Consider the following 19,349-nt stretch of genomic DNA (forward strand, 5'->3'; position numbering starts at 1 on the left):
TCGTTCAGTCAGTATATGGATTCTTTTCCGCCGAAGCAACACTTGTTTCATAAATACCAAAAAAGGGAACAAACGAATCATCACCATCGCCAATTCTACGCATGGCTCCCGCGCCACGCCTACCGATATGCAACGGCGACGCACTTATGCAACAATCGTTTCAAACCCACGGCATTCCAACTATGCATTCCGATAGCCCACCCCCGCCCGAATCGCTCGATCAATTGATTGACCACCTACGTCAGGTGTTCTCCGCACTCACCCCGCAGTTTCAAAAGGCAGCACGTTATCTGCTCAACCATCCGCGCAACGTCCCTATCCTGTCGATGCGCAAAATCGCCGCGGAGGCTCGCGTGCAGCCGGCCACGCTCGTTCGACTGGCTCAACACCTGGGCTATTCCGGCTGGCAAGACCTGCGCGAACTCTTTGTCGATGCCCTTCACGGCAGCTCCCAGCCTTATGCCGAGCGCGCCCGCAAAATCATCGGCACTGGCAAGGCATCACGGCTGCAGGCCGAAATGCTGGCCACACAATTCAAAAACCTTGAGAACACCAGCGCCCAGAACACCGAGACCCTGCCCGTCGCCGCAGAGCTGCTGACGCGTGCCGCAAACGTATATATCGCCGGCTTTCGCGCGAGCTATCCCATTGCATTCGGTTTTCACTATGTCTATCGACTGTTTCGCGGCAGCACATTTCTCATCCGCGGCGACGCCGGCACGCTCGAATTAGAGCTTCGTTCGCTGACCGCCAACGATGCGATGGTCCTGATCAGTTTTGCCCCGTATTCACAAGAAATCAGCCAGATTGCACGCACCGCTCGTGCGACAGGTTGCAAGCTCGTGGCCGTGACGGACAGCAAGGTCTCTCCCATCGCGTTGGATGCGGATTGCACGCTTTTGTTTTCCACGGACAGCCCATCGTTTTTTCCGTCCACCACCGCCGCCACGGCCTTGACCGAGGCCCTGCTCGAACAACTGCTCGCCAAGAAAGGCAAAGGCGCCATCAAAGCCATCGAGCATGCCGAAGTCCAATTGCATCATTCGGGGGCTTATCTTCCAACGCGCCGTCCTTAGTCTGCACATCGTTCAGCCCTCACTCTTTCTAGGCAATCGCGTCGTGATCATGCAGCCGCATCCGCCGCATCGTTCCCGTGCCGCTCGCTCATCCGCAACCGCAGCGACCCTCGAATCGTCCGTATCCGCGATGACGTTCTTTCGGATTTCCTCGCTCCCGAGGCGCCCATGTCAAACATTCCGCTCAGCTGTACATAAACACTGCCATACAAAACCATCCTCACCGAGACACACTGCGGATACACAAGCAGGCTGAAATGATGGCTCGATTCAATCGTTCATTTTTCTCTTGAGGAGATCCATCATGACCCAACAGCTTGCACAGGTCCTGTACACGGCGAACACCCGCACCACTGGCGGCCGCGAAGGCAGCGGCAGCGCCGGCGACGGCGCCTTGGCCGTCAAACTCAGCACCCCGGGCTCGAACAAGCCTGGCACCAATCCCGAGCAATTGTTCGGCGTCGGTTATTCAGCATGCTTCATCGGCGCCATGCAACTGGCCGGACGCAGGCTGGGCATCAAATTTCCGGCAGACTCCGCCATCGACGCAGAAGTGTCGCTGGGAAAAACAGCCACCAATGCTTACGCGCTGGCCGTCACGCTGACCATTGATTTGCCCGGCCTGGATTCCGCTCAAAAGCAACAACTCGTCGATACGGCCCACCAGACCTGCCCATACTCGGCGGCGATTCGCGGCAATATTGACGTCACGTTGCGTATCGCCTGATCGACCTTGCCGATGATCGAAGCGTGCAACGACCGCTCTTCCATCAAACATCGACACCCGAGGCAGACCCCACAGGCTGCCTCGGATCTCGTGCTACACCCATCCTGCCATATGCGCCGCACTCAGCACAGCGGCGCCGCATGCGATCAACAGTAATGGATTCAATCGCGTGCGCATCATCAACGCCGTGGCCGTCACGGCAATTGCGCGCGCCCACCAGCCGCCCTCCAGCGACATGAACAATACGTATACTGCCGCCAGAATCATACCCGCGGCGATGGGACGCAGTCCGGCCTCCAATGCCAATTGCCAACGCGCGCCCTGATGCCGTCGCCATACATACGCCACGGCATAGATCAAGAAGGCAGTCGGTCCGAAAATCGCAATAGTCCCGACTACCGCTCCCCAAAATCCCCCGACATTCCAACCTATCAAGGTCACCAGCAACGAACCCGGCCCGGGCGCGAGCCGGGCAATCGCAAACGTATTCAAAAACTCCTGAGCCGTCATCCACTGATGCACATCGACCACTTGCCGGTGAATCTCGGCCACAGTCGCCTGCCCTCCCCCGATCGTCACGAGCGAAAGCGGCGCGAACACCCCCCAGAGTGTCCACTGGATATTGCCCATCTCAGGCCTCCTGTCTTAAAAGACGGGCATATTCAATGCCAACACTCAGGACACCTTCGCCTAGCACTACCCACAGCAGCGGCCATTGCAGTACTCCCACCGCGACAAATGTGGTCACGACGAAAATCCATGGCAAAACCCGCCTGGGTACCCGGATCGCCGTCGTGATCGCCATACTGGCGGACAGACCGATCGCGGCCGCCGCTGCGCCTGCCAAGGCAATATTCGTGATGGAATATCCGGTCAGCGCGGCAAACACCGTCGCCAGCAAGATAATGAAAATCGCCGGGGGAACGATGATTCCCATGAAACCCGCCACGGCCCCCCGCGCACCGGCCAATCGGTAGCCGATCCAGATCGCCATGTTCTTGACATTGACACCCGGCAAGGCCTGAGACAAGGCCAATCCGTTTAGGAACTCCTCTTCGCTCATCCATTTCCTGTCCTGGACGAACTCGCGATAAAACCACCCGCTCAGCCCACCGCCAAAACTCGACAATCCGATACGAGAAAAGATCAGGAATAAGCTCCATGCGCTCGGCCTGGGCTCCATATCGACATTCTCAATTTGCATGATAGGGGCGAAAAATTGGCGCGTCCTTGGGTGTCAGAGAGAGCGGCGCCTGCACAATGAATGCGTGCATTATGACGCGAGGTCGATAACAAATACCTAAACGCCGAGTCAGCTCTCTTGCCGGAACCGATCCAGACGCAAGCGTCCCCGTTCGTCTGTCAAACGGTGCACCGCCCCATAAGCGGCCCCCATGGCAGCCATGCTGCTCGCTCCGCACAGTAGAAACATCAACAAAATCTGATATTTGGCAGCGTCCGTCGGATCCATGCCCGCGAGAATCTGCCCAGTCATGATTCCGGGCAGCGTGATAATCCCCGCGGCAGCCATCTGATTGATACTGGGCACAATGCCGCGGCGTACGGATTCGCGCAGCAAGCTGGAAAACGCCTGGCGCACCGTGGCCCCCAGCGACAAGCGGGCCTCGATCGCCAAGCGTTCTCTTCTCACGCCAGACAAGACGGCATCCAGCGCCAGGCTCGCCGCGTTCAGCGCACTGCCCAGCACGATCCCCACCAGCGCCACGACGTAACGCGGGTCATACCAAGGTGTCGGTTGTACGGCGGTATTCGTGATGAAAAACACGCAGATCAACGTCGCCGCTGCCACCGCGACGGCGCTGATCACAAGATTGCCATGCTGTTTCAGGCGAGCTTTGGGCCGGGCCGCGACCTCTCGAATCGCCAGCGCCATCATCACGGCAATAATCAGCAGCGTCAGCCAGGGATTGGCATGCGTAAAGACCACACGCAACAAATGTCCGACTAGCAACAGTTGCAACACCGTACGAATCGCCGCCCAGAGAATCTGCCGCTGCAGATTCAACCGTAAAACAAACGACACGAGCGCGCACAACACGACCAGACAGGACGCGATCAGCAAGTCCGATGCGTGCAACGGAATCACGTTCATAGGGCCTCCAGTTTGCCTGCGTCCATACGGAATCGCCGATGACCCATACGGTGGGCTTGCTCCATGTTATGCGTCACCAGCACAATACTTGCGCCCTGCTGCATACGGCGCTGCCACTCTTGCTCGACCAACGCCGTCGCCTGCTCATCCAGGGCTGCCGTGGGTTCGTCCAGCAATAACACGCGCGGCTGCAACAACAGAGCTCGCATCAACCCTAACCGCTGCCTCTCGCCGGTCGACAGCTCCCGCACCTGCGCATCGAGCTTGTCGGCAGACAAACCCAATCGTTGTGCGAGGACTCGCGCGGCATCCAGATCTGCAAAATGTGCCGCGACCGCGTCATCCCACCAACCCGCCTCGGCCTGGCAATACACCACCTGGCGCCGCCATTCAAAACCACGCATCTGCATACGATCCCGGCCATCCACCTCGGCACATCCTTGTCCAGGATCCAGATCGGCGATCTGGCGCAGCAACAAAGATTTGCCCGAGCCCGACGGGCCGACGATGGCAACACACTCCCCCGCCATCACATCAAGCGTGACCGGTGTCAGCCGAGAACTATGTAGTTCTCGTAACCGCAGCACGAGTGCCGTTTTGCCTGTACTGGAGGAAAGAATGGGATCTGATGCGACGTGCGAAGGGTTATGAACTGATTGCGACATAGAGGGAAACAGCGGCGGTTGTTGCCGAAACCTGTGGAACCTGTGGCACTTGCCAAGGGAGGCGATTCCTCAAAGTTAGCTAACATAACGCTTTTGCTTCGCCTATGCCATGTTCCAGCTCAGCCAACTGCGTTGCTTTGTCGAAGTCGCGACCGAATTGCATTTCGGTCGGGCGGCCGAGCGCCTGAACATGACGCAGCCGCCTCTGAGCCGGCAAATCCGTCAGCTGGAGCACGAACTGGGCACCCCCTTGCTCGAACGCACTCGGCGCAGCGTACGTCTGACCGCAGCCGGACGGGCATTTCTACCCGAAGCGCGCGATATCCTGCAGCGCTGCGTCACAGCGACCAGCAAGGCCCGCTATGCCTTGCAAGGCGAAGCCGGGCGCGTCGTTCTGGGTTATTCGGCCGGTGCCAATTATGACTTGCTGCCCCGCGTGGTGGCGGCTGCGCAACAGCAATTACCGGACATTGATCTCGAACTACGCGAAATGGTGTCCGACGATCAGTTAGAGGCACTGCGCACCGAACGCATCGATCTGGGGCTCATCCGCTTGCCCGCCGATTTGCAGGGCCTGGAAATGACCTGTGTCGTGCGTGAACCCATGTCACTGGTGCTGCCTCGCGCCCACCCCCTGGTCCGTCGCCGGCGAGCCCTGCAATTGGGTGATCTGCACGGTGAGCCATTCATCATGTATCAGCCGGGTGATGGCCGTTACTTTCATGAAATGCTGCAGGCGCTATTTCACGAGACCGGCGTCGCGCCGCGCTTTATGCAACATGTGCGGCACACACATTCCATGATTGCACTGGTCAACGCGGGGATAGGCCTGGCGCTCGTACCGGCATCGACGGCGCTCATGCGTCTGGATAACATAACCGTGCGCGACATCAATCTGCCAGACCACATCCGTGCCGAGATGCATCTCGTCTGGCGGCGCAGCGGAACCATCGCCAATCCGGCGATGGAACGCATGCGGGCCCTGCTCATCGAGCAGGGTGGACTCAACTGAGCCGCAGGATCAGTCAACGGTGATATTGCCGTCCTGGATGACTTTCTTCCAACGCTCGGCTTCTGCGATCTGAAACTGGGTCGCGCTATCAGGCCCGTCGGCTACCACTTCAAAACCCAGGCCCGACATCTTCTGACGAAACTCCGCGGACGTCAGCACCTTATGCAGGGCAGCCACCAGTTTTTCCTTGACCTCAGGCGGCAAGCCCTTGGGTGCGGCAATACCTTGCCAGGAATACACGTCCATGCCAGGCACGCCCGCTTCGCCTGGCACCGGCACATCCGGGAACAATGCCGATCGTTCCGCTCCTGTCACCGTAATCAAACGCAAACGCTTGGCTTGAATGTGCGGCGCTACAGCGCCCAGGTTCGACACCAGGACCTCGGCATGGCCTGCCATCGTATCGGTGATCGCCGGCCCGCCGCCCTTATACGGCACATGAATTGCCTGCGTCCCGCTATTCTGCAAAAAGAGCGCCAAAGTCAGATGCTCGCTCGATCCGGAACCCGATGTTGCAACCGGCACATTGCCCTTTTCTGCTTTGAGATGCTCGATCAATTCGGGCAAGGTCTGAACAGAAGACGTCGGCGTCACCGCAAAGGCGTTCGGCGTACGTACCGCAATGGTGAGCATGTCGAAATCTTTGCGCGGCAAATAGCTCAGATTTGGATACAAGCCCTCATTGATGGCCAACACGCCCAAGGCACCGATCAGAATCGTATGGCCATCTGGCTTGGCACGTGCCAACTGTGTCGCGCCGATCGCGCCGTTCCCGCCCGCCTTATTGTCCACGATCACCGTGGTGCCCAACGCGTCGCTCAACGGCTGCGATAAATGGCGGGCAATCGCGTCCGACGAGCCGCCCGGCGCATAAGGCACGATGATAGTGAGAGGTTGACTGGAAAAATCAGCGGCAACAGCAGGAACAACGCTGGCACCAACGGCAGCAACAACAAAAGCAGCCGCCAGACGCGCTATCCGGGCAGTATGAGAAAAAACAGACATGAAGTCTCCTACTCCTATGATTGGATTTCTGGTCGCACGGCAGCGACGCGCAGCAGTACGCCACGCCTGTATCAAAAGACAGGCGCACTATCACGCCCGGCCTGTAGAATTTCAGGCCGGCGTGAACATCAAAAACACGGAAATTAGATCAAGCCCCACTGGCCGAGCAGGCGGCGCAGCGTATCGTCGGCTTCGGTAGAAAGGGGCCAGGCACCCGGCGCCCGCACGGCACCGCAGTCATTGCCCATCAATTGCAATGCACGCTTGACCACGGTCACGTTGGTGCCGTTGCGCTCCAATGCGCGCAACGCCTCGAATTCGGCCATGCTGCGAATCAGCTCCATGGCACGCGGATAGTCGCCTGCCTCCAGCGCGGCATGAATCGCGACCGAGCGCTCGGGCAGCACATTGATGAGGCCCGAGGTAAAACCACGCGAGCCGACCGCATAGAATGGCGGCGCCCAATGTTCGGCCAAGCCGCCGACCCAGGCCAGATCGCGCTCACGCGTGCGCTCGATGATTTCCGCCAGACGCAACGGTGTGGGCGAAGCCCATTTCACGCCGACAACGCCAGGGATGGCGCAAAGCTCCTCTACCGCGTCCAGCCCGATCCCGTCATCGCGCAGATACAGCACCAACGGCAGGCCGTCGCCCGCCTCGGCGATACGCGTGACATACTGCACCACGCCACGCGGGGCCACAAAGGGATCTGGCGGCTGATGCACCATCAGTGCGCTTGCCCCCGCGGCACGCGATGCGCGCGCCAAGGCAATCGCGTCATGCAGACTGCGCCCTACCCCGGCCAACAGCGGCACGCGGCCGGCAACATGTTCAGCCGCCGCATGCACCATTTGTTCGGCTTCGTTAGTCGTCAGGCCATAAAACTCGCTGGTATTCCCGTTGGCCACCAGCACATGCACCCCTGCATTGACTGCACGATCCACAATGGGCGCCAATCGCGCAGGCGCCAGTTTATCGGCATCGTCAAAAGGGGTCACCAGAATGCCGGAAATCCCGTTCAGGGCGGCACGCAACGCGGTAGGGGCCTGACTCATGTAACTCTCGTCTCGTTTGTGGATCTGACCGAGCGGACGCCCGGGTGGATTTTGATAGATTGAACACCTTTGCCCCGCACTCGTCCAATGCGAAGAGCGTATGCGGTGATATAAAAATTGAATTACCGAAAACCGGGTATGCTCGGCCACAGAGCCTACAACCCGAACCCACGCATGATCCCTACCTCACTCAAATGGATTGCCAGCATCCTGTTTGGCCTGTTTGTCGGACGTGCGAGCTATGGCTTCATCAGCCCGGCCCTGTTCGGCCTATTTGGCACGGACACTGCCACGACGAATCCCGACGCCATCAACGGCGTGTTGATAGGCGCATCGGTCCTGTCATTGCTGGTCGCCATCGCCGTCGCCGCGTTCCTCTTGCGCAGCACAAACCTGTATCAGTTGCTCGGTCGAGGCTGCATCCCTCTCGGCATCGCACTGCTACTCGGTCTGCTCGCTGCCATACTGATGATGGACACCGGCGAACTCAGAGGAGAGGGAGGCAATGACGGCCGCGTCGCGCTCTTCTTCTGGTCCCTGATTTTCGGGTTGCCCATGCTGATTTCCGGGTTGGCATTGATCATCGGCGGATGGGTATTGCTGCGAAAAGCCCGGAAACCCCCTGGGGCAACCTGATTTACGCACATGACAGCTATCCGGTCTTCATCGCCAATACGGATTGTTGCCGCCTGAGCAACACGACGCGTCCCTCATCAGGGCTACTGTCCTGCGTTTGCCTTCGATACGATTTGCTCCTGTAGACAGACATTCGTCAAAGGAGACCATGATGGTGTCGCATGAGATCATCGCGCACTACGGCGTCCTCGTTGTCTTTCTCAACGTGCTTGGCGCCTCTCTAGGCCTGCCCCTGCCGGTGATTCCTACCTTGATCACCATCGGCGCCAGCAGTGCCATTGCGTCACCGACCGTGACGGCCATGTTGCCACAGTTGGCCATCATATTGGGCGCGGCGGTTACAGGCGGGATTCTGGGCGATCTGGTCTGGTTTCACGGCGGCAAGCGATACGGAGAACGCACGCTGTACACCGTTTGCAGCCTTTCCCTTTCCCGCGAAACCTGCATCGCCCGGACCGAAAACTTCTTCAGCCGATGGGGTGTGCGGCTGCTCATCGTCGCCCGTTTCATCCCCGGGCTGTCGCTGGTGTCTGTGCCTCTTTGCGGCGCCATGGCCGTCAGATTGCGATCTTTCCTGTGGCACGACTGTGCGGGCGTCGCCCTATGGGCATCGTCCGGACTGATCATCGGGGGAGTTTTTGCATCCCAGATCGAGGAAATCTTTGCGCTATTGTCCGAGCTAGGCTGGCGCGCACTGGTGATCATCGGTTCCGCTTTACCGCTCTACATTGTGTATCGCTACTGGCGACGCGCCATGGTAGCCAGAGCACTCAGGAAAACGCAAATTGGCGTAGACAGCCTGCGCGAATTCCTCGAACACTGATACTTCGGCCTCAAGCATAAGGATCCGCCTGCGACCAGGGCGGTTCCCGGTCCCCCAGGACGAACCGTCGTGAAATGAGAGTTGCTGGAGACATACTTGCCGTTTCCGGAGGGAAACCGCACAATAACGCCCGTTCCAGCCCACTCATGCTCCGGCGGCGCGCCCTCTCTCCATGACCGACTCCACCAGTCTGTTCAATCGTCATCGCCCCCGTCTACTGGCGATCGCGTATCGCATGCTGGGCTCTGTCGCCGACGCCGAAGACATCGTCCAGGACGCCTGGCTGCGCTGGCACGAAGTCGATCATTCGACCCTGGACAACCCCGAAGCCTGGCTGGTCACCGTCACCACCCGGCTATCCATCGATAGCCTGCGCACGGCCAAGGCCCAAAGGGAAAACTACACCGGTGTCTGGTTGCCGGAGCCGATCTTGATGGCGCCGCCCTCCACTCCCGAGGAAATCCACGAGTTCGCGGACGACGTCTCGGTCGCGTTCCTGTTCATGCTCGAACGCTTGTCCCCCGAGGCCCGCGCGGCTTTCCTGATGCGCGAGGTCTTTGACGTCGACTACGAAGATATCGCCAAAGCCCTGGACAAGACCGAGGCCGCCTGCCGTCAATTGGTTCGGCGTGCCAAACAACAACTGCAACAATCGCCTCCCCGCCACAAGGTATCCCGCGAAACGCATCATCGCCTGATGCTAGGTTTTGCCAATGCCATGCAGCGCGGCGACTTCCACAGCCTGTACGCGCTGCTCAGTGACGACGCGGAACTGATCGGCGACGGCGGCGGCAAGGTGCCCAGCTTTTCCAGCTTGGTGGGCGGCAAGCGCCTGGCCCAGTTGTTTTACGCCGGTCAGCGGCGCTATCGCGATGCGCTGCGAGTGGAGGTCGCACTCGTCAACGGGCAATGGACGCTGCTGCGCTATATCCAGGGCGCGCTGGAATCCGTACAGTCCTATGAGACCGACGGACAACGCATCACCCGCGTGCTCGTCCAGCGCAATCCGGACAAACTCGCGCGCATCGCCGCCTCGTACTCCCCAAACTAACCCGCGGCGCCGTGGCGATCTGAACCCGGACATTGGTGCCGTCCGGGCAACATCGTGATCCCTTTCGCCTATCTACCGGCGCAACGCCCGCCGCCCTACGATGGACCTGTTCCCCAACCAGCACAAGGACAGGTCATGCGCAATATTCTCAAGCACGGACTACTCGTGAGCGCCGCCAGCGCTCTGGTCACCACTATCGCAGTCGCCGCATCGCCTCACGGGGCCCATAGCGCCGGCGTGCCTGAACCCGTTGTTACGCCGCTGATGACCAAGGCTTTGCCCGACCTCCCGGGTAAAGAGGCGCTGATGATTACGGTCGATTACCCGCCCGGCGCAGCCGACCCTATCCACCGTCACGACGCACACGCGTTTGTCTATGTCCTCGAAGGCAGCATCGTGATGCAGGTCGAAGGCGAAAAGGAAGTGACCCTGACCCCGGGCCAGACGTATTACGAAGGCCCCAATGATCTCCACACCGTCGGACGCAATGCCAGCAAAACCAAGCCGGCCAAATTCGTTGTGGTGTTGATCAAAGAACAAGGCGCCCCGGCACTGATACCTGTGCAATAACCCCTCAGGCGCCACCTCCCGAGTGGCGATCGGCGGCCTTTATATAGGGTATACCCGAACATGAAGCTCATTTTGAGCATTTTTTCAAAAGTAACGTCACAAATTCGATAGCCCGCACGTCTTAGGGATATGGAAAACACAGCCTCCCCTAACGACGGACTATCGGGCAGATCCGTCGACAGTTCTGCGATCGCTGCATCGGGTACCGGTGCCGACTCGCTGGCCTACAGCTTCGCGACCAGCTACGCGGGCGTCGTCGCTTTTATCGCGGTGGCATCGGAAGGCAATTTTGCCAAAGCCGGCGACCGCCTCGGCATCGGACGCTCCGCCGTCAGCCGCAGCGTACAAAAGCTGGAAGACCAGCTGGGAACACGGTTGTTCCTGCGCACCACGCGCAGTACCTCGCTGACCCGCGAAGGCGAACGATTCTATGAAAACTGTCATACAGGGGTCAAACATATCGTGCAGGCCTTGGACGACATGCGGGAACTGCGAGAAGGCCCTCCGGCAGGACATCTGCGCGTCAACGCCACCGCCGGTTTCGGACGAAAAATCGTGGCGCCATTATTGAAGGGGTTTCGCACGGCCTATCCTGACATTTCTGTAGAGTTGCTGTTGGATGATGGACCGACTGATTTCACGGGTAACCGGATCGACGTCTCGTTCCGTGATGGCCGCATGGAGGACAGTCAGGTCATCGCCAAACAGATCGTCCCGATGCAGATGCTGTTATGCGCCGCTCCCAGCTATATAGCAACGCATTCCATGCCCGCAGAAATAGATGATCTTGCCCGGCATTGCTGCATCAATTTCCGGTTGCCGTCGGGGCGGCTCTATGACTGGGAATTCAAAGTAAATGGCTTGGCGCGCAAATTCACGCCACAATCCATGCTCTCGTTCAACGACGCTGATCTCATACTGCAAGCCGTTCTCGAAGGACAGGGAATCGCCCAAATGGCAGGCTATCAGGTAATCGAATACCTGAGACAGGGCACGCTCGTCCCCTGCCTGCCGCACTACGCGCCCGATGATCGGGGCCATTACCTGTGTTATCTGAGCCGGCAACACCTGCCCGGCCGAATTCGCGTCTTCATTGACTACATGACCGCCCAAATCCGCGCCCTGGATCTGTTGAGCGTAGACAACTACCTGCTCAAAGGCTAAATCGGATCATTCACCGTAACGACACTATGTATGCCTTGCCGTGCCATCTTGGCATAGGGGCATAGGCGCTCGGCATTTCTCACCAGCTCCTGTGCCGCAGCCTTGTCCAGGCCTGGTAAATGCACATGGATGTGCGCAGTCAGCGCATGCAAGCCGTCAACCGGATCGCGGCCGAAACTCACTGACGCTTTGACCTCTACGTCACGCAACATCACACCCGCCTTCATTGCCTGCAAACTCAGTACGCCATGAAAACAGGCCGCATAACCAGCGGCAAACAGCTGTTCCGGGTTTGTCCCGCCTCCGGGACCATCCAGTTCAGTCGGCAGGCGCAATTCCACCTGCAAAGCACCATCGTCGGAACGAGCAACGCCCGACGCCCGGCCATGCTCTACTTCGCCCCCGTGTACGGTGACATTGGCGGTATAGACAGCTTGGAAATCGTCCCCACGATATTTATCTAATAAAGTTAACGGGGGGGGCTGCAATTTGCTCATACTTGTCTCATTTCAGATCTGAGAATGGAGGCGACAACGGATGCTATCACCTCCACCACTCCTGCCGATCGACTTACAACGTGGCTCGTGATCGGCGAAACCACGTATCGAAATTAATCGCCCCCAAATGGGGATTGCGAACTGGTACGAGCGTATCGTCCTCCAACAGTGCGCCGAAATAACGGGCCTGCTGATCCGCAATGACCGAACGAGCATCACCTGTATTGGCCAGATAGCGCTCGACCAATGCGGCCATGCGCACCTTTTCCGGACCGGCGATTTCAATGGTCCCGTTCACCGGTGCCGCCAGTGTGGCGTCTGCCATCGCCCTGGCCACATCGTCCGACGCAATAGGCTGCACGTAGGCCGCAGGCAAACGAATATGATCGCCTTCGGCGCCGGACTGCACGATACCGCCCAAGAACTCAAAGAACTGCGTGCTATGGACGATCGTGTACGGAATGCCGCTGGCCTTGATCAGCTTTTCCTGGGCGATCTTGCCGCGGAAATAGCCGCTTTCCGCGAGTCGATGCGTACCGACCACCGACAGCGCCACGTGATGGCGAACGCCAGCCTCGGCCTCGGCAGCGAGCAGGTTCCGCCCTGACGTGGCGAAAAACTCCAGCACAGCCTTGTCCTCGAACGACGGAGAATTCGCCACGTCTACGACGACTTGCACACCCTTGAGCGCCTCGGCCAGGCCTTCGCCAGTGATCGTATTCACTCCCGTAGCCGGCGATGCCGCGATGGCATTATGGCCGTGCTGAAGCAGGATGGCGACCAGTTTGGAGCCGATCAGGCCCGTACCACCAATGACCAGGATTTTCATGATGAATTCCTTAGCTCAGATTGGCTTTGTCCAGGCCATAGGCCTTGTCCGCTGAACCCGGAACCGTCTGGAATCCCACGTTCAGACGATTCCAGCCGTTGATCGCCATGATGGCGAAACTCAGCTCCGTCAGCTCTTTTTCCGAATACTGCGTACGCACGCGCTCGTAGATATCGGCAGGCACGCCCTGTGCAGGCAGGTGGGTCAGTACCTCGGTCCATGCCAGCGCGGCGCGTTCACGCGGCGAAAACAATGTAGATTCGCGCCAAATGGCAACGTGGTGCAGACGCAGCTCGCGTTCGCCCTGGATCTTGGCCTGCTTGACGTGCATATCGAGGCAAAACCCGCAGCCATTGAGTTGCGACGCACGGATATCGACCAGATTGAGGATCTCGTGCTCGATGGAGCCGGATTTCACGAGCATGCCAAACTCGACGAATTTCTTGAACAACTCAGGGGATTGCGCAAACGCGTTGATACGCTGACTCATGATGATTCCCTCGATATAGATTGACGCCGCCCGCCCGGCGGCTCGAAAACGGTCGTTGCAACGGTGCAGCAACGGACAGTCACATCGTAGGGGGCCAGGGAGTCCACCGGTAGGTCCTCCGAGGGGATCATGATGTTGATTGAATAACACCAATCGTCGATCGCCTTGCACGAGAATCATCGGGAAAGCGCATTCCAGGTTTCGGGGTAAACGCGCATCGGCCAGGCTATCGCCCGACTTTAAACCCCGCCATTATTCAAATCCTTGAATAGTCCATGCAAATTTGGCCAGATTATCCAACTAAAAATAACGAATAAAGTCTCTTTACGCCATTCCGGCAGATAACCAAGGACATCAACATGAACGCCCCTTCCCCCTTGCGAGTCGCCCTGGTCACAGGAGGATCCCGCGGCATCGGTGCCGCCATCTCGGAGCGCCTGGCAGCTGACGGCTACGCGGTGGCCGTCAATTACGCCGGTCGGCGCGACGATGCGGAACAAGTCGTGGAACGTATCCGCGCATCAGGCGGCGAGGCCCACGCCCTGCAAGCCGACGTCAGCGACAACGCCGCAGTCGAACAGTTGTTCGATGCCACCGAGGCCCGCTACGGCGGCATCGACGTGTTGGTCAACAACGCGGGCGTTATGCATCTATCGGCCATCGCGCAGTTTGACGATGCTGCGTTCGATCGCCTGATCAACATCAATCTGAAAGGCAGCTTCAACGCCATGCGCCAGGCCGCACGGCGCATGCGCGAGGGCGGACGCATCATCAACTTCTCGACCAGCGTCATCGGCCTGAGACAAGAGGGTTATGGCGTCTACGCCGCCACCAAGGCCGCGGTCGAAACCCTGACTGGCGTGCTGTCTAAAGAGTTACGGGGGAAGTCGATCACGGTCAATGCCGTGGCTCCCGGCCCTACTGCGACCGACTTGTTTCTGGACGGCAAATCCACCGAGCTGATCGAGCGGCTGGCCAAACTGAATCCGATGGAGCGGCTGGGCACACCGGCAGACATTGCCAACGTCGTATCGTTTCTCGCGAGCCCGCAGGGTTCATGGGTGAACGGGCAGACGCTGCGGGCCAATGGTGGAATGAACTGATGGTTTGACCATCGCTGTAGCGCCACAGCGATGGTCGCGCGGCTTATTCGAGCTCCGCCCCTTTCAACTCGGGAATCAGCCAGATCGTGGCAAAGATATCGATCAGATAAATCATGGCCAATGCGGCGATGGCAATCCCAAACGAATAATAGGAGGCCAGAGCGCCAATCACCAACGGACTGAAGCCCCCCACTCCCCGCCCGATGCTCCAGAGCACGTTTTGGGCAGTCCCCCGCGCGTGAGTCGGATAGAGCTCTGCCAAGAGCGCGCCGTACCCGCCCATCATGCCGTTGACGAACACGCCCATCACCACCCCACCGATCAACAATGCCTCCGGCGAGGTCAGGGTCGAATAAACGAACACCATGACAAGCGCACCGATCTGATAACCGACAAACGTGGGGCGCCGGCCGATCCGATCCGCCAATTGGCCGAAGATCCAGATACCCACCAGCATCCCGATGATCGATGCCCCCGTCCACACGGCGGATTTTGCCAGGCTATAGCCGAACATCTTCGACAAATAGGCCGGCATCCAGACAATGAGTCCGTAGTACCCGAAGTTCTGTACCGAACACAGAATGATCACGCCGATGCTGCGCTTGGTCGTCTCAGCATCACGGAACAATGTCTTGATCGGGAACTCGCGCTTTTTCTTCTTTGTAGAGCGCAGGAAGATCTCGGATTCGCCAATGACTTTGCGAATGATGAACGATCCCACTGCAGGAAAGAGCCCCACAACAAACATGCCGCGCCACCCGATGTGCGGCAAGAGCAATGGCGTCAATACCGCCGCCCCCAGCACCCCCAGTTGCCATCCCATTCCCACATACGACGACACACGGCCACGTTTCTCTGCCGGCCATGCCTCGATAGCCAGCGCCATACCGATACCGAATTCGCCGCCCAGACCAAGCCCCGCCAGGAATCGATACGCCATCAAGTCCCAGTAGCCAACGGCCAAGGCGCAAAGGCCTGTGAATATCGCGAACATCAGGATGGTGTACGTCAACACCCTGACTCGACCGTAGTAATCGCTGAGGATACCGAAACCGATTCCGCCAAAAATCCCGCCGATCAGCGTCGCGGTGACCAACGACCCGCTTTGTGCTTCGGTCAAGCCGAGCTCAAGTCCAATCACATTCAGCATGAACCCGAGGATCAGGAGATCAAAGCCATCCATGGCATAGCCGGAGACGGCCGCGATCAGTGCCCGCATCGGGCTGTTGCGCGCCCCATCATTTTGAGTGTCGGCATCGTGAGATGCCGGGGCGGCACTCAAGGCCTCGGTACCCGAGGTATTGTATTGACTCATTTATTTCCCTTTTTTGCCTGGCCGGCGAAACACGGATTCGCCGGCCTCAAAGACGTGCAGATCAGATCTTTGGAATCGGCAAAGGCTCGCCCGCACCGGTGCGCTCTACAATGATTTTGTAGTGCTCCGGGCGGCGATGCTTGGCGAAATTGAAGACGTGATTACGGAAATTCTCGACCCACGACAGATCTGCCGAGGTCACAATGACCTCGTCGTCCTCGGATATGGCGCGTGCAACAATTTCACCGGTCGGCGCGACAATAACGGAGCCGCCAATCATGTGATGCCCATCTTCCGATCCGCATTTGGCGGCGGCGGCGATCCACATTGCATTCTGATAGGCACTGGCCTGCAGCGACACCAGATGAGTCGACATGCGCAAATGCACAGGCTCATTCCAATGAATGTTGACAGACGGCGTGTTGTAGCCCAATACCCCGACCTCTGCACTCTGCAGCGACATCACGCGCCAGGTCTCGGGCCAACGGCGATCGTTGCACAGGCACATGCCAACGCGCGTATCGAATGCCTCAAATACCGGAATACCCACGTCGCCCACCTCGAAGAATTTCTTCTCCAGATGCTGAAACGGTGCATCCACCTTGTGATCGGAATGCCCTGGCAAGTGGATCTTGCGATACTTTCCGATGACGTTGGCGTTCGCATCGACCAGGATACTGGTGTTAAAGCGCTGGCCGGTGGGAGTCAGTTCTGCATATCCCAGATAGAACCCGACGCCCCGAGCCTTCGCAGCATCGAATAGCGGCTGCACATCCTTGTTCGGCATGGACCGTTCAAAAAAACGTTCGACGGCCTCTTCCTCGGTCATCCAGTAACGCGGAAAGAAGGTGGTCAGGGCCAGCTCCGGGAAAACAACGAGCTTCGCTCCTCTGGAGGCGGCCTCGTTCAACATTTCGACGAGTCTCTTTACCACGGCGGCACGGCTATCGTCCAAATGCACCGGCCCCATCTGGGCAACGGCGATTCCCAAGTGTCTGCTATTACTCATACTTATCTCATTTAAAAAAATGCACGACGTTGAAAAAAACCGTGCAGTACTGCGAAAAAATTTCATGCCCTGATGTTTGAGCCGCAATGCTCAAAGCAGCTTCCCAGGGTTCATGATCTGGTTCGGATCCATAGACTGCTTGAGCTGCATCATCAGATCCAGCTCGACGGAGGATTTGTAGTTACGCAGCTCATCGCGCCGCAATTGCCCGACGCCATGTTCGGCGCTGATACTGCCATTGGCCTCATGGACGAGGTCATGCACAACGCGATTGAGCAGCCTCACGGCTTGCGACATTTCAGCCGCGGGCGTGTCTAGCGGCATCAGCACATTGAAATGCAAGTTGCCATCGCCCATATGTCCAAAATTAATGATGCAAGCGTCGGGCTTGACCTTTTTCACGGCGGCGTCCGCATCAGCCACGAATCGAGGTAACTTCGATATGGGTAAAGCAATATCGTGCTTGATCGCCTTGCCAGCCCGGACCTGCGCCTGCGAGATTCCCTCACGGATTTTCCAGAATGCCTGCCGTTGTGCAATATTGAGCCCGACAACGGCGTCTTCGACATAGCCAGCGGCCATGGCCCGCTCGAGCGTCCCTTCCAGCATTTCTGCCAAGCCACTCTCGCGAGTATCGGCCAGCTCGACCAGAGCATGGAATTTATGCGCACTCGCCAACGGCTGTCTTGCATCCGTGATGTGCTGCATGATGAGATCCACCGAGGCTTGCGTCAGCATCTCGAACGCGACAAGGCGGTCGCCGCAGGTATCTCGGCTCAGTGCCAGCAAGGCCAACAGGTTTTCCATGCTATCGCAACCGACCCACGCCGCCACGCGGGCCACGGGTCGCGGAAACAGTTTGAGTACGGCGGCGGTCACCACGCCGAGCGTTCCCTCCGAGCCGATGAACAGGTCTCTCAACGCATAGCCGGTATTGTCTTTACGCAATGCACGCAGACCATTCCAGATGCGGCCATCGGGCAGTACGACCTCCAGTCCCAGCGCCAGGTCGCGGGTATTGCCATAACGCAGTACCGCAACACCCCCGGCATTGGTCGCCAGGTTGCCCCCAATGGTGCAACTGCCCTCGGACCCCAGGCTGAGAGGGAAATAGCGATTCACCTCCTGAGCCGCCTCTTGAACATGTGCGAGCAACACCCCTGCCTCAGCGGTGATCGTATTGTTCAAGGGATCGACTTCTCTGATGCGCCGCAGCCGCGACGTGCTCAGGATCAACTGCGCACCGCTGTCATCAGGCGTGGCCCCGCCACTCATTCCCGTATTGCCTCCCTGAGTCACTACGGGAATGCGTGTTTCGTGACAGAGCCGCATCACCTGTGCGACCTGCTCAGTACTCTCTGGACGCACCACCGCGCAACTGCGGCCGTGCCACTTCTTCAGCCAGTCAGTGTCGTGATCGTCTTTCTGCTGCGCGTCGCTGACGAGTCCCGGCTCTCCGACGATTTCGGATAAACGCTGCAAGAACTGGGACTTGAGGTGGGGAATGGATCGGCTCATGCGCTCACCATCCCAGGCGCAGGCGTCCCAGCGCCATGGCGACGGTTGCCTGGCTGGGCTCGACGACGGGCAGCCCGACGGCTTGTTGCAACGATTCGCGATAGCTCGCCATCCCGGCGCATCCCATGACCAGGACATCGGCCCGATGTTCGTCTCGCAGCGACTTGCCGGCCTCGATCATGGACTTCAAGGTCGCTTCGCTGTCGGCCAACTCCGCCACCGTACGCCCAATCGCGACCTCTCCTGCCACACGATCATTGATCCCCATCGCGGCCCAGGCCCGCATATGCCGGGGAATGGACACATCCAGGATGGCGATGACGCCAAACCTCTGGCCTAGAGTCATCGCCGTCAGAGCCGAGCCTTCGCTGATACCCAGCGACAAAACGCCCGGTATCTCGCGCAGCGAATGCAGCCCGGGATCGCTGAAGCACGCCGTCACGAACCCCGCAGCATCCTCTCGATGCTGCTCGGCGAACTCTCGCACCAGCACAGCGGCCAGATCAACATCGCGCTGGGTCTGAATCCCAGGCGGCCCATCCTTTAATGTCACGCACTCGATCTTCGGCGCGTCATCCTGGCGCAGAATATCCAGCGCAGCGTCAATCCCGGCGGTCACACCCGTGTTGCTATTTGGATTGATCACATAAAGCGTTTTCTTCATGGCTTGTCCTTTGGTGGCTGTCAGTTT

22 protein-coding genes are annotated in these 19,349 nt (G+C 58.8%); 9 read left to right on the forward strand and 13 right to left on the reverse strand.

The window, feature by feature from the left end:
* Window positions 1–182 precede the first annotated feature (182 nt).
* Window positions 183–1,076 carry a MurR/RpiR family transcriptional regulator gene (locus tag ACYVIT_RS19085; RefSeq protein WP_415804814.1) on the forward strand — a complete coding sequence of 298 codons (894 nt, stop codon included), beginning with the start codon at window positions 183–185 and terminating at the stop codon, window positions 1,074–1,076.
* Between the two features lie 304 nt (window positions 1,077–1,380).
* A complete protein-coding gene (locus ACYVIT_RS19090) occupies window positions 1,381–1,803 on the forward strand; it encodes an organic hydroperoxide resistance protein (protein WP_415804059.1) in 423 nt (140 codons plus the stop codon).
* A 93-nt stretch (window positions 1,804–1,896) separates the two neighbouring features.
* On the opposite strand, the gene ACYVIT_RS19095 is transcribed toward ACYVIT_RS19090, so the two are convergent.
* The 4 genes from ACYVIT_RS19095 to ACYVIT_RS19110 all read right to left on the reverse strand — a co-directional run bounded on the left by ACYVIT_RS19095 (window position 1,897) and on the right by ACYVIT_RS19110 (window position 4,581).
* A complete protein-coding gene (locus tag ACYVIT_RS19095; RefSeq protein WP_415804060.1) occupies window positions 1,897–2,433 on the reverse strand; it encodes a chromate transporter in 537 nt (178 codons plus the stop codon).
* Between the two features lies 1 nt (window position 2,434).
* Entirely contained in the window at window positions 2,435–3,007 is a 573-nt protein-coding gene (locus ACYVIT_RS19100) for a chromate transporter (RefSeq protein WP_415804061.1), read from the reverse strand.
* Between the two features lie 108 nt (window positions 3,008–3,115).
* A complete protein-coding gene (locus ACYVIT_RS19105; RefSeq protein ID WP_415804062.1) occupies window positions 3,116–3,916 on the reverse strand; it encodes an ABC transporter permease in 801 nt (266 codons plus the stop codon).
* The gene (locus ACYVIT_RS19110; protein WP_415804063.1) at window positions 3,913–4,581 is read right to left on the reverse strand and encodes an ABC transporter ATP-binding protein; all 669 of its coding nucleotides are present in this window, start codon (window positions 4,579–4,581) and stop codon (window positions 3,913–3,915) included. The genes ACYVIT_RS19105 and ACYVIT_RS19110 overlap by 4 nt, the downstream gene beginning before the upstream one ends.
* Before the next feature lie 109 nt (window positions 4,582–4,690).
* Between ACYVIT_RS19110 and ACYVIT_RS19115 the strand changes: the two genes are divergently transcribed.
* Window positions 4,691–5,593, forward strand: a complete 903-nt coding sequence (locus ACYVIT_RS19115) for a LysR family transcriptional regulator (RefSeq protein ID WP_415804064.1) — start codon at window positions 4,691–4,693, stop codon at window positions 5,591–5,593.
* Between the two features lie 9 nt (window positions 5,594–5,602).
* Here ACYVIT_RS19115 and ACYVIT_RS19120 read toward each other — a convergent pair whose 3' ends face one another.
* Both ACYVIT_RS19120 and ACYVIT_RS19125 read right to left on the reverse strand, forming a co-directional pair.
* Window positions 5,603–6,598 carry a Bug family tripartite tricarboxylate transporter substrate binding protein gene (locus ACYVIT_RS19120; RefSeq protein ID WP_415804065.1) on the reverse strand — a complete coding sequence of 332 codons (996 nt, stop codon included), beginning with the start codon at window positions 6,596–6,598 and terminating at the stop codon, window positions 5,603–5,605.
* Between the two features lie 143 nt (window positions 6,599–6,741).
* Window positions 6,742–7,653 (reverse strand): dihydrodipicolinate synthase family protein, encoded by a 912-nt coding sequence (locus ACYVIT_RS19125; RefSeq protein WP_415804066.1) that lies wholly within the window; start codon window positions 7,651–7,653, stop codon window positions 6,742–6,744.
* Window positions 7,654–7,827: 174 nt separating this feature from the next.
* Here ACYVIT_RS19125 and ACYVIT_RS19130 point away from each other — a divergent pair, with 174 nt between their 5' ends.
* From ACYVIT_RS19130 to ACYVIT_RS19150, 5 genes are all read left to right on the forward strand, one after another.
* Window positions 7,828–8,289 carry a hypothetical protein gene (locus ACYVIT_RS19130; protein WP_415804067.1) on the forward strand — a complete coding sequence of 154 codons (462 nt, stop codon included), beginning with the start codon at window positions 7,828–7,830 and terminating at the stop codon, window positions 8,287–8,289.
* A gap of 148 nt (window positions 8,290–8,437) precedes the next feature.
* A complete protein-coding gene (locus tag ACYVIT_RS19135; protein WP_415804068.1) occupies window positions 8,438–9,112 on the forward strand; it encodes a DedA family protein in 675 nt (224 codons plus the stop codon).
* A 172-nt stretch (window positions 9,113–9,284) separates the two neighbouring features.
* Window positions 9,285–10,163 (forward strand): RNA polymerase sigma-70 factor, encoded by an 879-nt coding sequence (locus tag ACYVIT_RS19140; RefSeq protein WP_415804069.1) that lies wholly within the window; start codon window positions 9,285–9,287, stop codon window positions 10,161–10,163.
* Between the two features lie 135 nt (window positions 10,164–10,298).
* Window positions 10,299–10,733, forward strand: coding sequence for a cupin domain-containing protein (locus ACYVIT_RS19145; RefSeq protein WP_415804070.1), 435 nt, complete (start codon window positions 10,299–10,301; stop codon window positions 10,731–10,733).
* A 129-nt stretch (window positions 10,734–10,862) separates the two neighbouring features.
* Window positions 10,863–11,897, forward strand: coding sequence for a LysR family transcriptional regulator (locus tag ACYVIT_RS19150; protein WP_415804071.1), 1,035 nt, complete (start codon window positions 10,863–10,865; stop codon window positions 11,895–11,897).
* Here the strand turns inward: ACYVIT_RS19150 and ACYVIT_RS19155 are convergent.
* From ACYVIT_RS19155 to ACYVIT_RS19165, 3 genes are all read right to left on the reverse strand, one after another.
* Window positions 11,894–12,394 carry an Ohr family peroxiredoxin gene (locus ACYVIT_RS19155; RefSeq protein ID WP_415804072.1) on the reverse strand — a complete coding sequence of 167 codons (501 nt, stop codon included), beginning with the start codon at window positions 12,392–12,394 and terminating at the stop codon, window positions 11,894–11,896. The two genes, ACYVIT_RS19150 and ACYVIT_RS19155, sit on opposite strands and share 4 nt — an antisense overlap.
* A gap of 73 nt (window positions 12,395–12,467) precedes the next feature.
* Window positions 12,468–13,223, reverse strand: coding sequence for an SDR family oxidoreductase (locus ACYVIT_RS19160; RefSeq protein WP_415804073.1), 756 nt, complete (start codon window positions 13,221–13,223; stop codon window positions 12,468–12,470).
* A 10-nt stretch (window positions 13,224–13,233) separates the two neighbouring features.
* A complete protein-coding gene (locus tag ACYVIT_RS19165; RefSeq protein WP_415804074.1) occupies window positions 13,234–13,713 on the reverse strand; it encodes a carboxymuconolactone decarboxylase family protein in 480 nt (159 codons plus the stop codon).
* A gap of 359 nt (window positions 13,714–14,072) precedes the next feature.
* Between ACYVIT_RS19165 and ACYVIT_RS19170 the strand changes: the two genes are divergently transcribed.
* Window positions 14,073–14,816: an SDR family oxidoreductase gene (locus ACYVIT_RS19170; protein WP_415804075.1), complete on the forward strand. Its 744-nt coding sequence runs from the start codon at window positions 14,073–14,075 to the stop codon at window positions 14,814–14,816.
* Between the two features lie 43 nt (window positions 14,817–14,859).
* On the opposite strand, the gene ACYVIT_RS19175 is transcribed toward ACYVIT_RS19170, so the two are convergent.
* From ACYVIT_RS19175 to ACYVIT_RS19190, 4 genes are all read right to left on the reverse strand, one after another.
* Window positions 14,860–16,131 carry an MFS transporter gene (locus ACYVIT_RS19175; RefSeq protein WP_415804076.1) on the reverse strand — a complete coding sequence of 424 codons (1,272 nt, stop codon included), beginning with the start codon at window positions 16,129–16,131 and terminating at the stop codon, window positions 14,860–14,862.
* A 61-nt stretch (window positions 16,132–16,192) separates the two neighbouring features.
* Window positions 16,193–17,140, reverse strand: a complete 948-nt coding sequence (locus ACYVIT_RS19180) for an N-carbamoyl-D-amino-acid hydrolase (RefSeq protein WP_415804077.1) — start codon at window positions 17,138–17,140, stop codon at window positions 16,193–16,195.
* Between the two features lie 90 nt (window positions 17,141–17,230).
* Entirely contained in the window at window positions 17,231–18,658 is a 1,428-nt protein-coding gene (locus ACYVIT_RS19185; protein ID WP_415804078.1) for an FAD-binding oxidoreductase, read from the reverse strand.
* Window positions 18,659–18,662: 4 nt separating this feature from the next.
* Window positions 18,663–19,322, reverse strand: a complete 660-nt coding sequence (locus tag ACYVIT_RS19190) for an aspartate/glutamate racemase family protein (RefSeq protein ID WP_415804079.1) — start codon at window positions 19,320–19,322, stop codon at window positions 18,663–18,665.
* Between the last annotated feature and the right edge of the window lie 27 nt (window positions 19,323–19,349).

This window comes from Bordetella muralis, from assembly GCF_054781015.1.

Coding starts and splice junctions, on each gene's coding strand:
- ACYVIT_RS19130 (WP_415804067.1), top strand. CDS start 7,828: ATGATCCCTACCTCACTCAAATGGATTGCCAGCATCCTGTTTGGCCTG.
- ACYVIT_RS19180 (WP_415804077.1), bottom strand. CDS start 17,140: ATGAGTAATAGCAGACACTTGGGAATCGCCGTTGCCCAGATGGGGCCG.
- ACYVIT_RS19190 (WP_415804079.1), bottom strand. CDS start 19,322: ATGAAGAAAACGCTTTATGTGATCAATCCAAATAGCAACACGGGTGTG.
- ACYVIT_RS19175 (WP_415804076.1), bottom strand. CDS start 16,131: ATGAGTCAATACAATACCTCGGGTACCGAGGCCTTGAGTGCCGCCCCG.
- ACYVIT_RS19135 (WP_415804068.1), top strand. CDS start 8,438: ATGATGGTGTCGCATGAGATCATCGCGCACTACGGCGTCCTCGTTGTC.
- ACYVIT_RS19165 (WP_415804074.1), bottom strand. CDS start 13,713: ATGAGTCAGCGTATCAACGCGTTTGCGCAATCCCCTGAGTTGTTCAAG.
- ACYVIT_RS19160 (WP_415804073.1), bottom strand. CDS start 13,223: ATGAAAATCCTGGTCATTGGTGGTACGGGCCTGATCGGCTCCAAACTG.
- ACYVIT_RS19145 (WP_415804070.1), top strand. CDS start 10,299: ATGCGCAATATTCTCAAGCACGGACTACTCGTGAGCGCCGCCAGCGCT.
- ACYVIT_RS19120 (WP_415804065.1), bottom strand. CDS start 6,598: ATGTCTGTTTTTTCTCATACTGCCCGGATAGCGCGTCTGGCGGCTGCT.
- ACYVIT_RS19110 (WP_415804063.1), bottom strand. CDS start 4,581: ATGTCGCAATCAGTTCATAACCCTTCGCACGTCGCATCAGATCCCATT.
- ACYVIT_RS19140 (WP_415804069.1), top strand. CDS start 9,285: ATGACCGACTCCACCAGTCTGTTCAATCGTCATCGCCCCCGTCTACTG.
- ACYVIT_RS19085 (WP_415804814.1), top strand. CDS start 183: ATGCATTCCGATAGCCCACCCCCGCCCGAATCGCTCGATCAATTGATT.
- ACYVIT_RS19090 (WP_415804059.1), top strand. CDS start 1,381: ATGACCCAACAGCTTGCACAGGTCCTGTACACGGCGAACACCCGCACC.
- ACYVIT_RS19115 (WP_415804064.1), top strand. CDS start 4,691: ATGTTCCAGCTCAGCCAACTGCGTTGCTTTGTCGAAGTCGCGACCGAA.
- ACYVIT_RS19100 (WP_415804061.1), bottom strand. CDS start 3,007: ATGCAAATTGAGAATGTCGATATGGAGCCCAGGCCGAGCGCATGGAGC.
- ACYVIT_RS19185 (WP_415804078.1), bottom strand. CDS start 18,658: ATGAGCCGATCCATTCCCCACCTCAAGTCCCAGTTCTTGCAGCGTTTA.
- ACYVIT_RS19150 (WP_415804071.1), top strand. CDS start 10,863: ATGGAAAACACAGCCTCCCCTAACGACGGACTATCGGGCAGATCCGTC.
- ACYVIT_RS19125 (WP_415804066.1), bottom strand. CDS start 7,653: ATGAGTCAGGCCCCTACCGCGTTGCGTGCCGCCCTGAACGGGATTTCC.
- ACYVIT_RS19155 (WP_415804072.1), bottom strand. CDS start 12,394: ATGAGCAAATTGCAGCCCCCCCCGTTAACTTTATTAGATAAATATCGT.
- ACYVIT_RS19170 (WP_415804075.1), top strand. CDS start 14,073: ATGAACGCCCCTTCCCCCTTGCGAGTCGCCCTGGTCACAGGAGGATCC.
- ACYVIT_RS19105 (WP_415804062.1), bottom strand. CDS start 3,916: ATGAACGTGATTCCGTTGCACGCATCGGACTTGCTGATCGCGTCCTGT.
- ACYVIT_RS19095 (WP_415804060.1), bottom strand. CDS start 2,433: ATGGGCAATATCCAGTGGACACTCTGGGGGGTGTTCGCGCCGCTTTCG.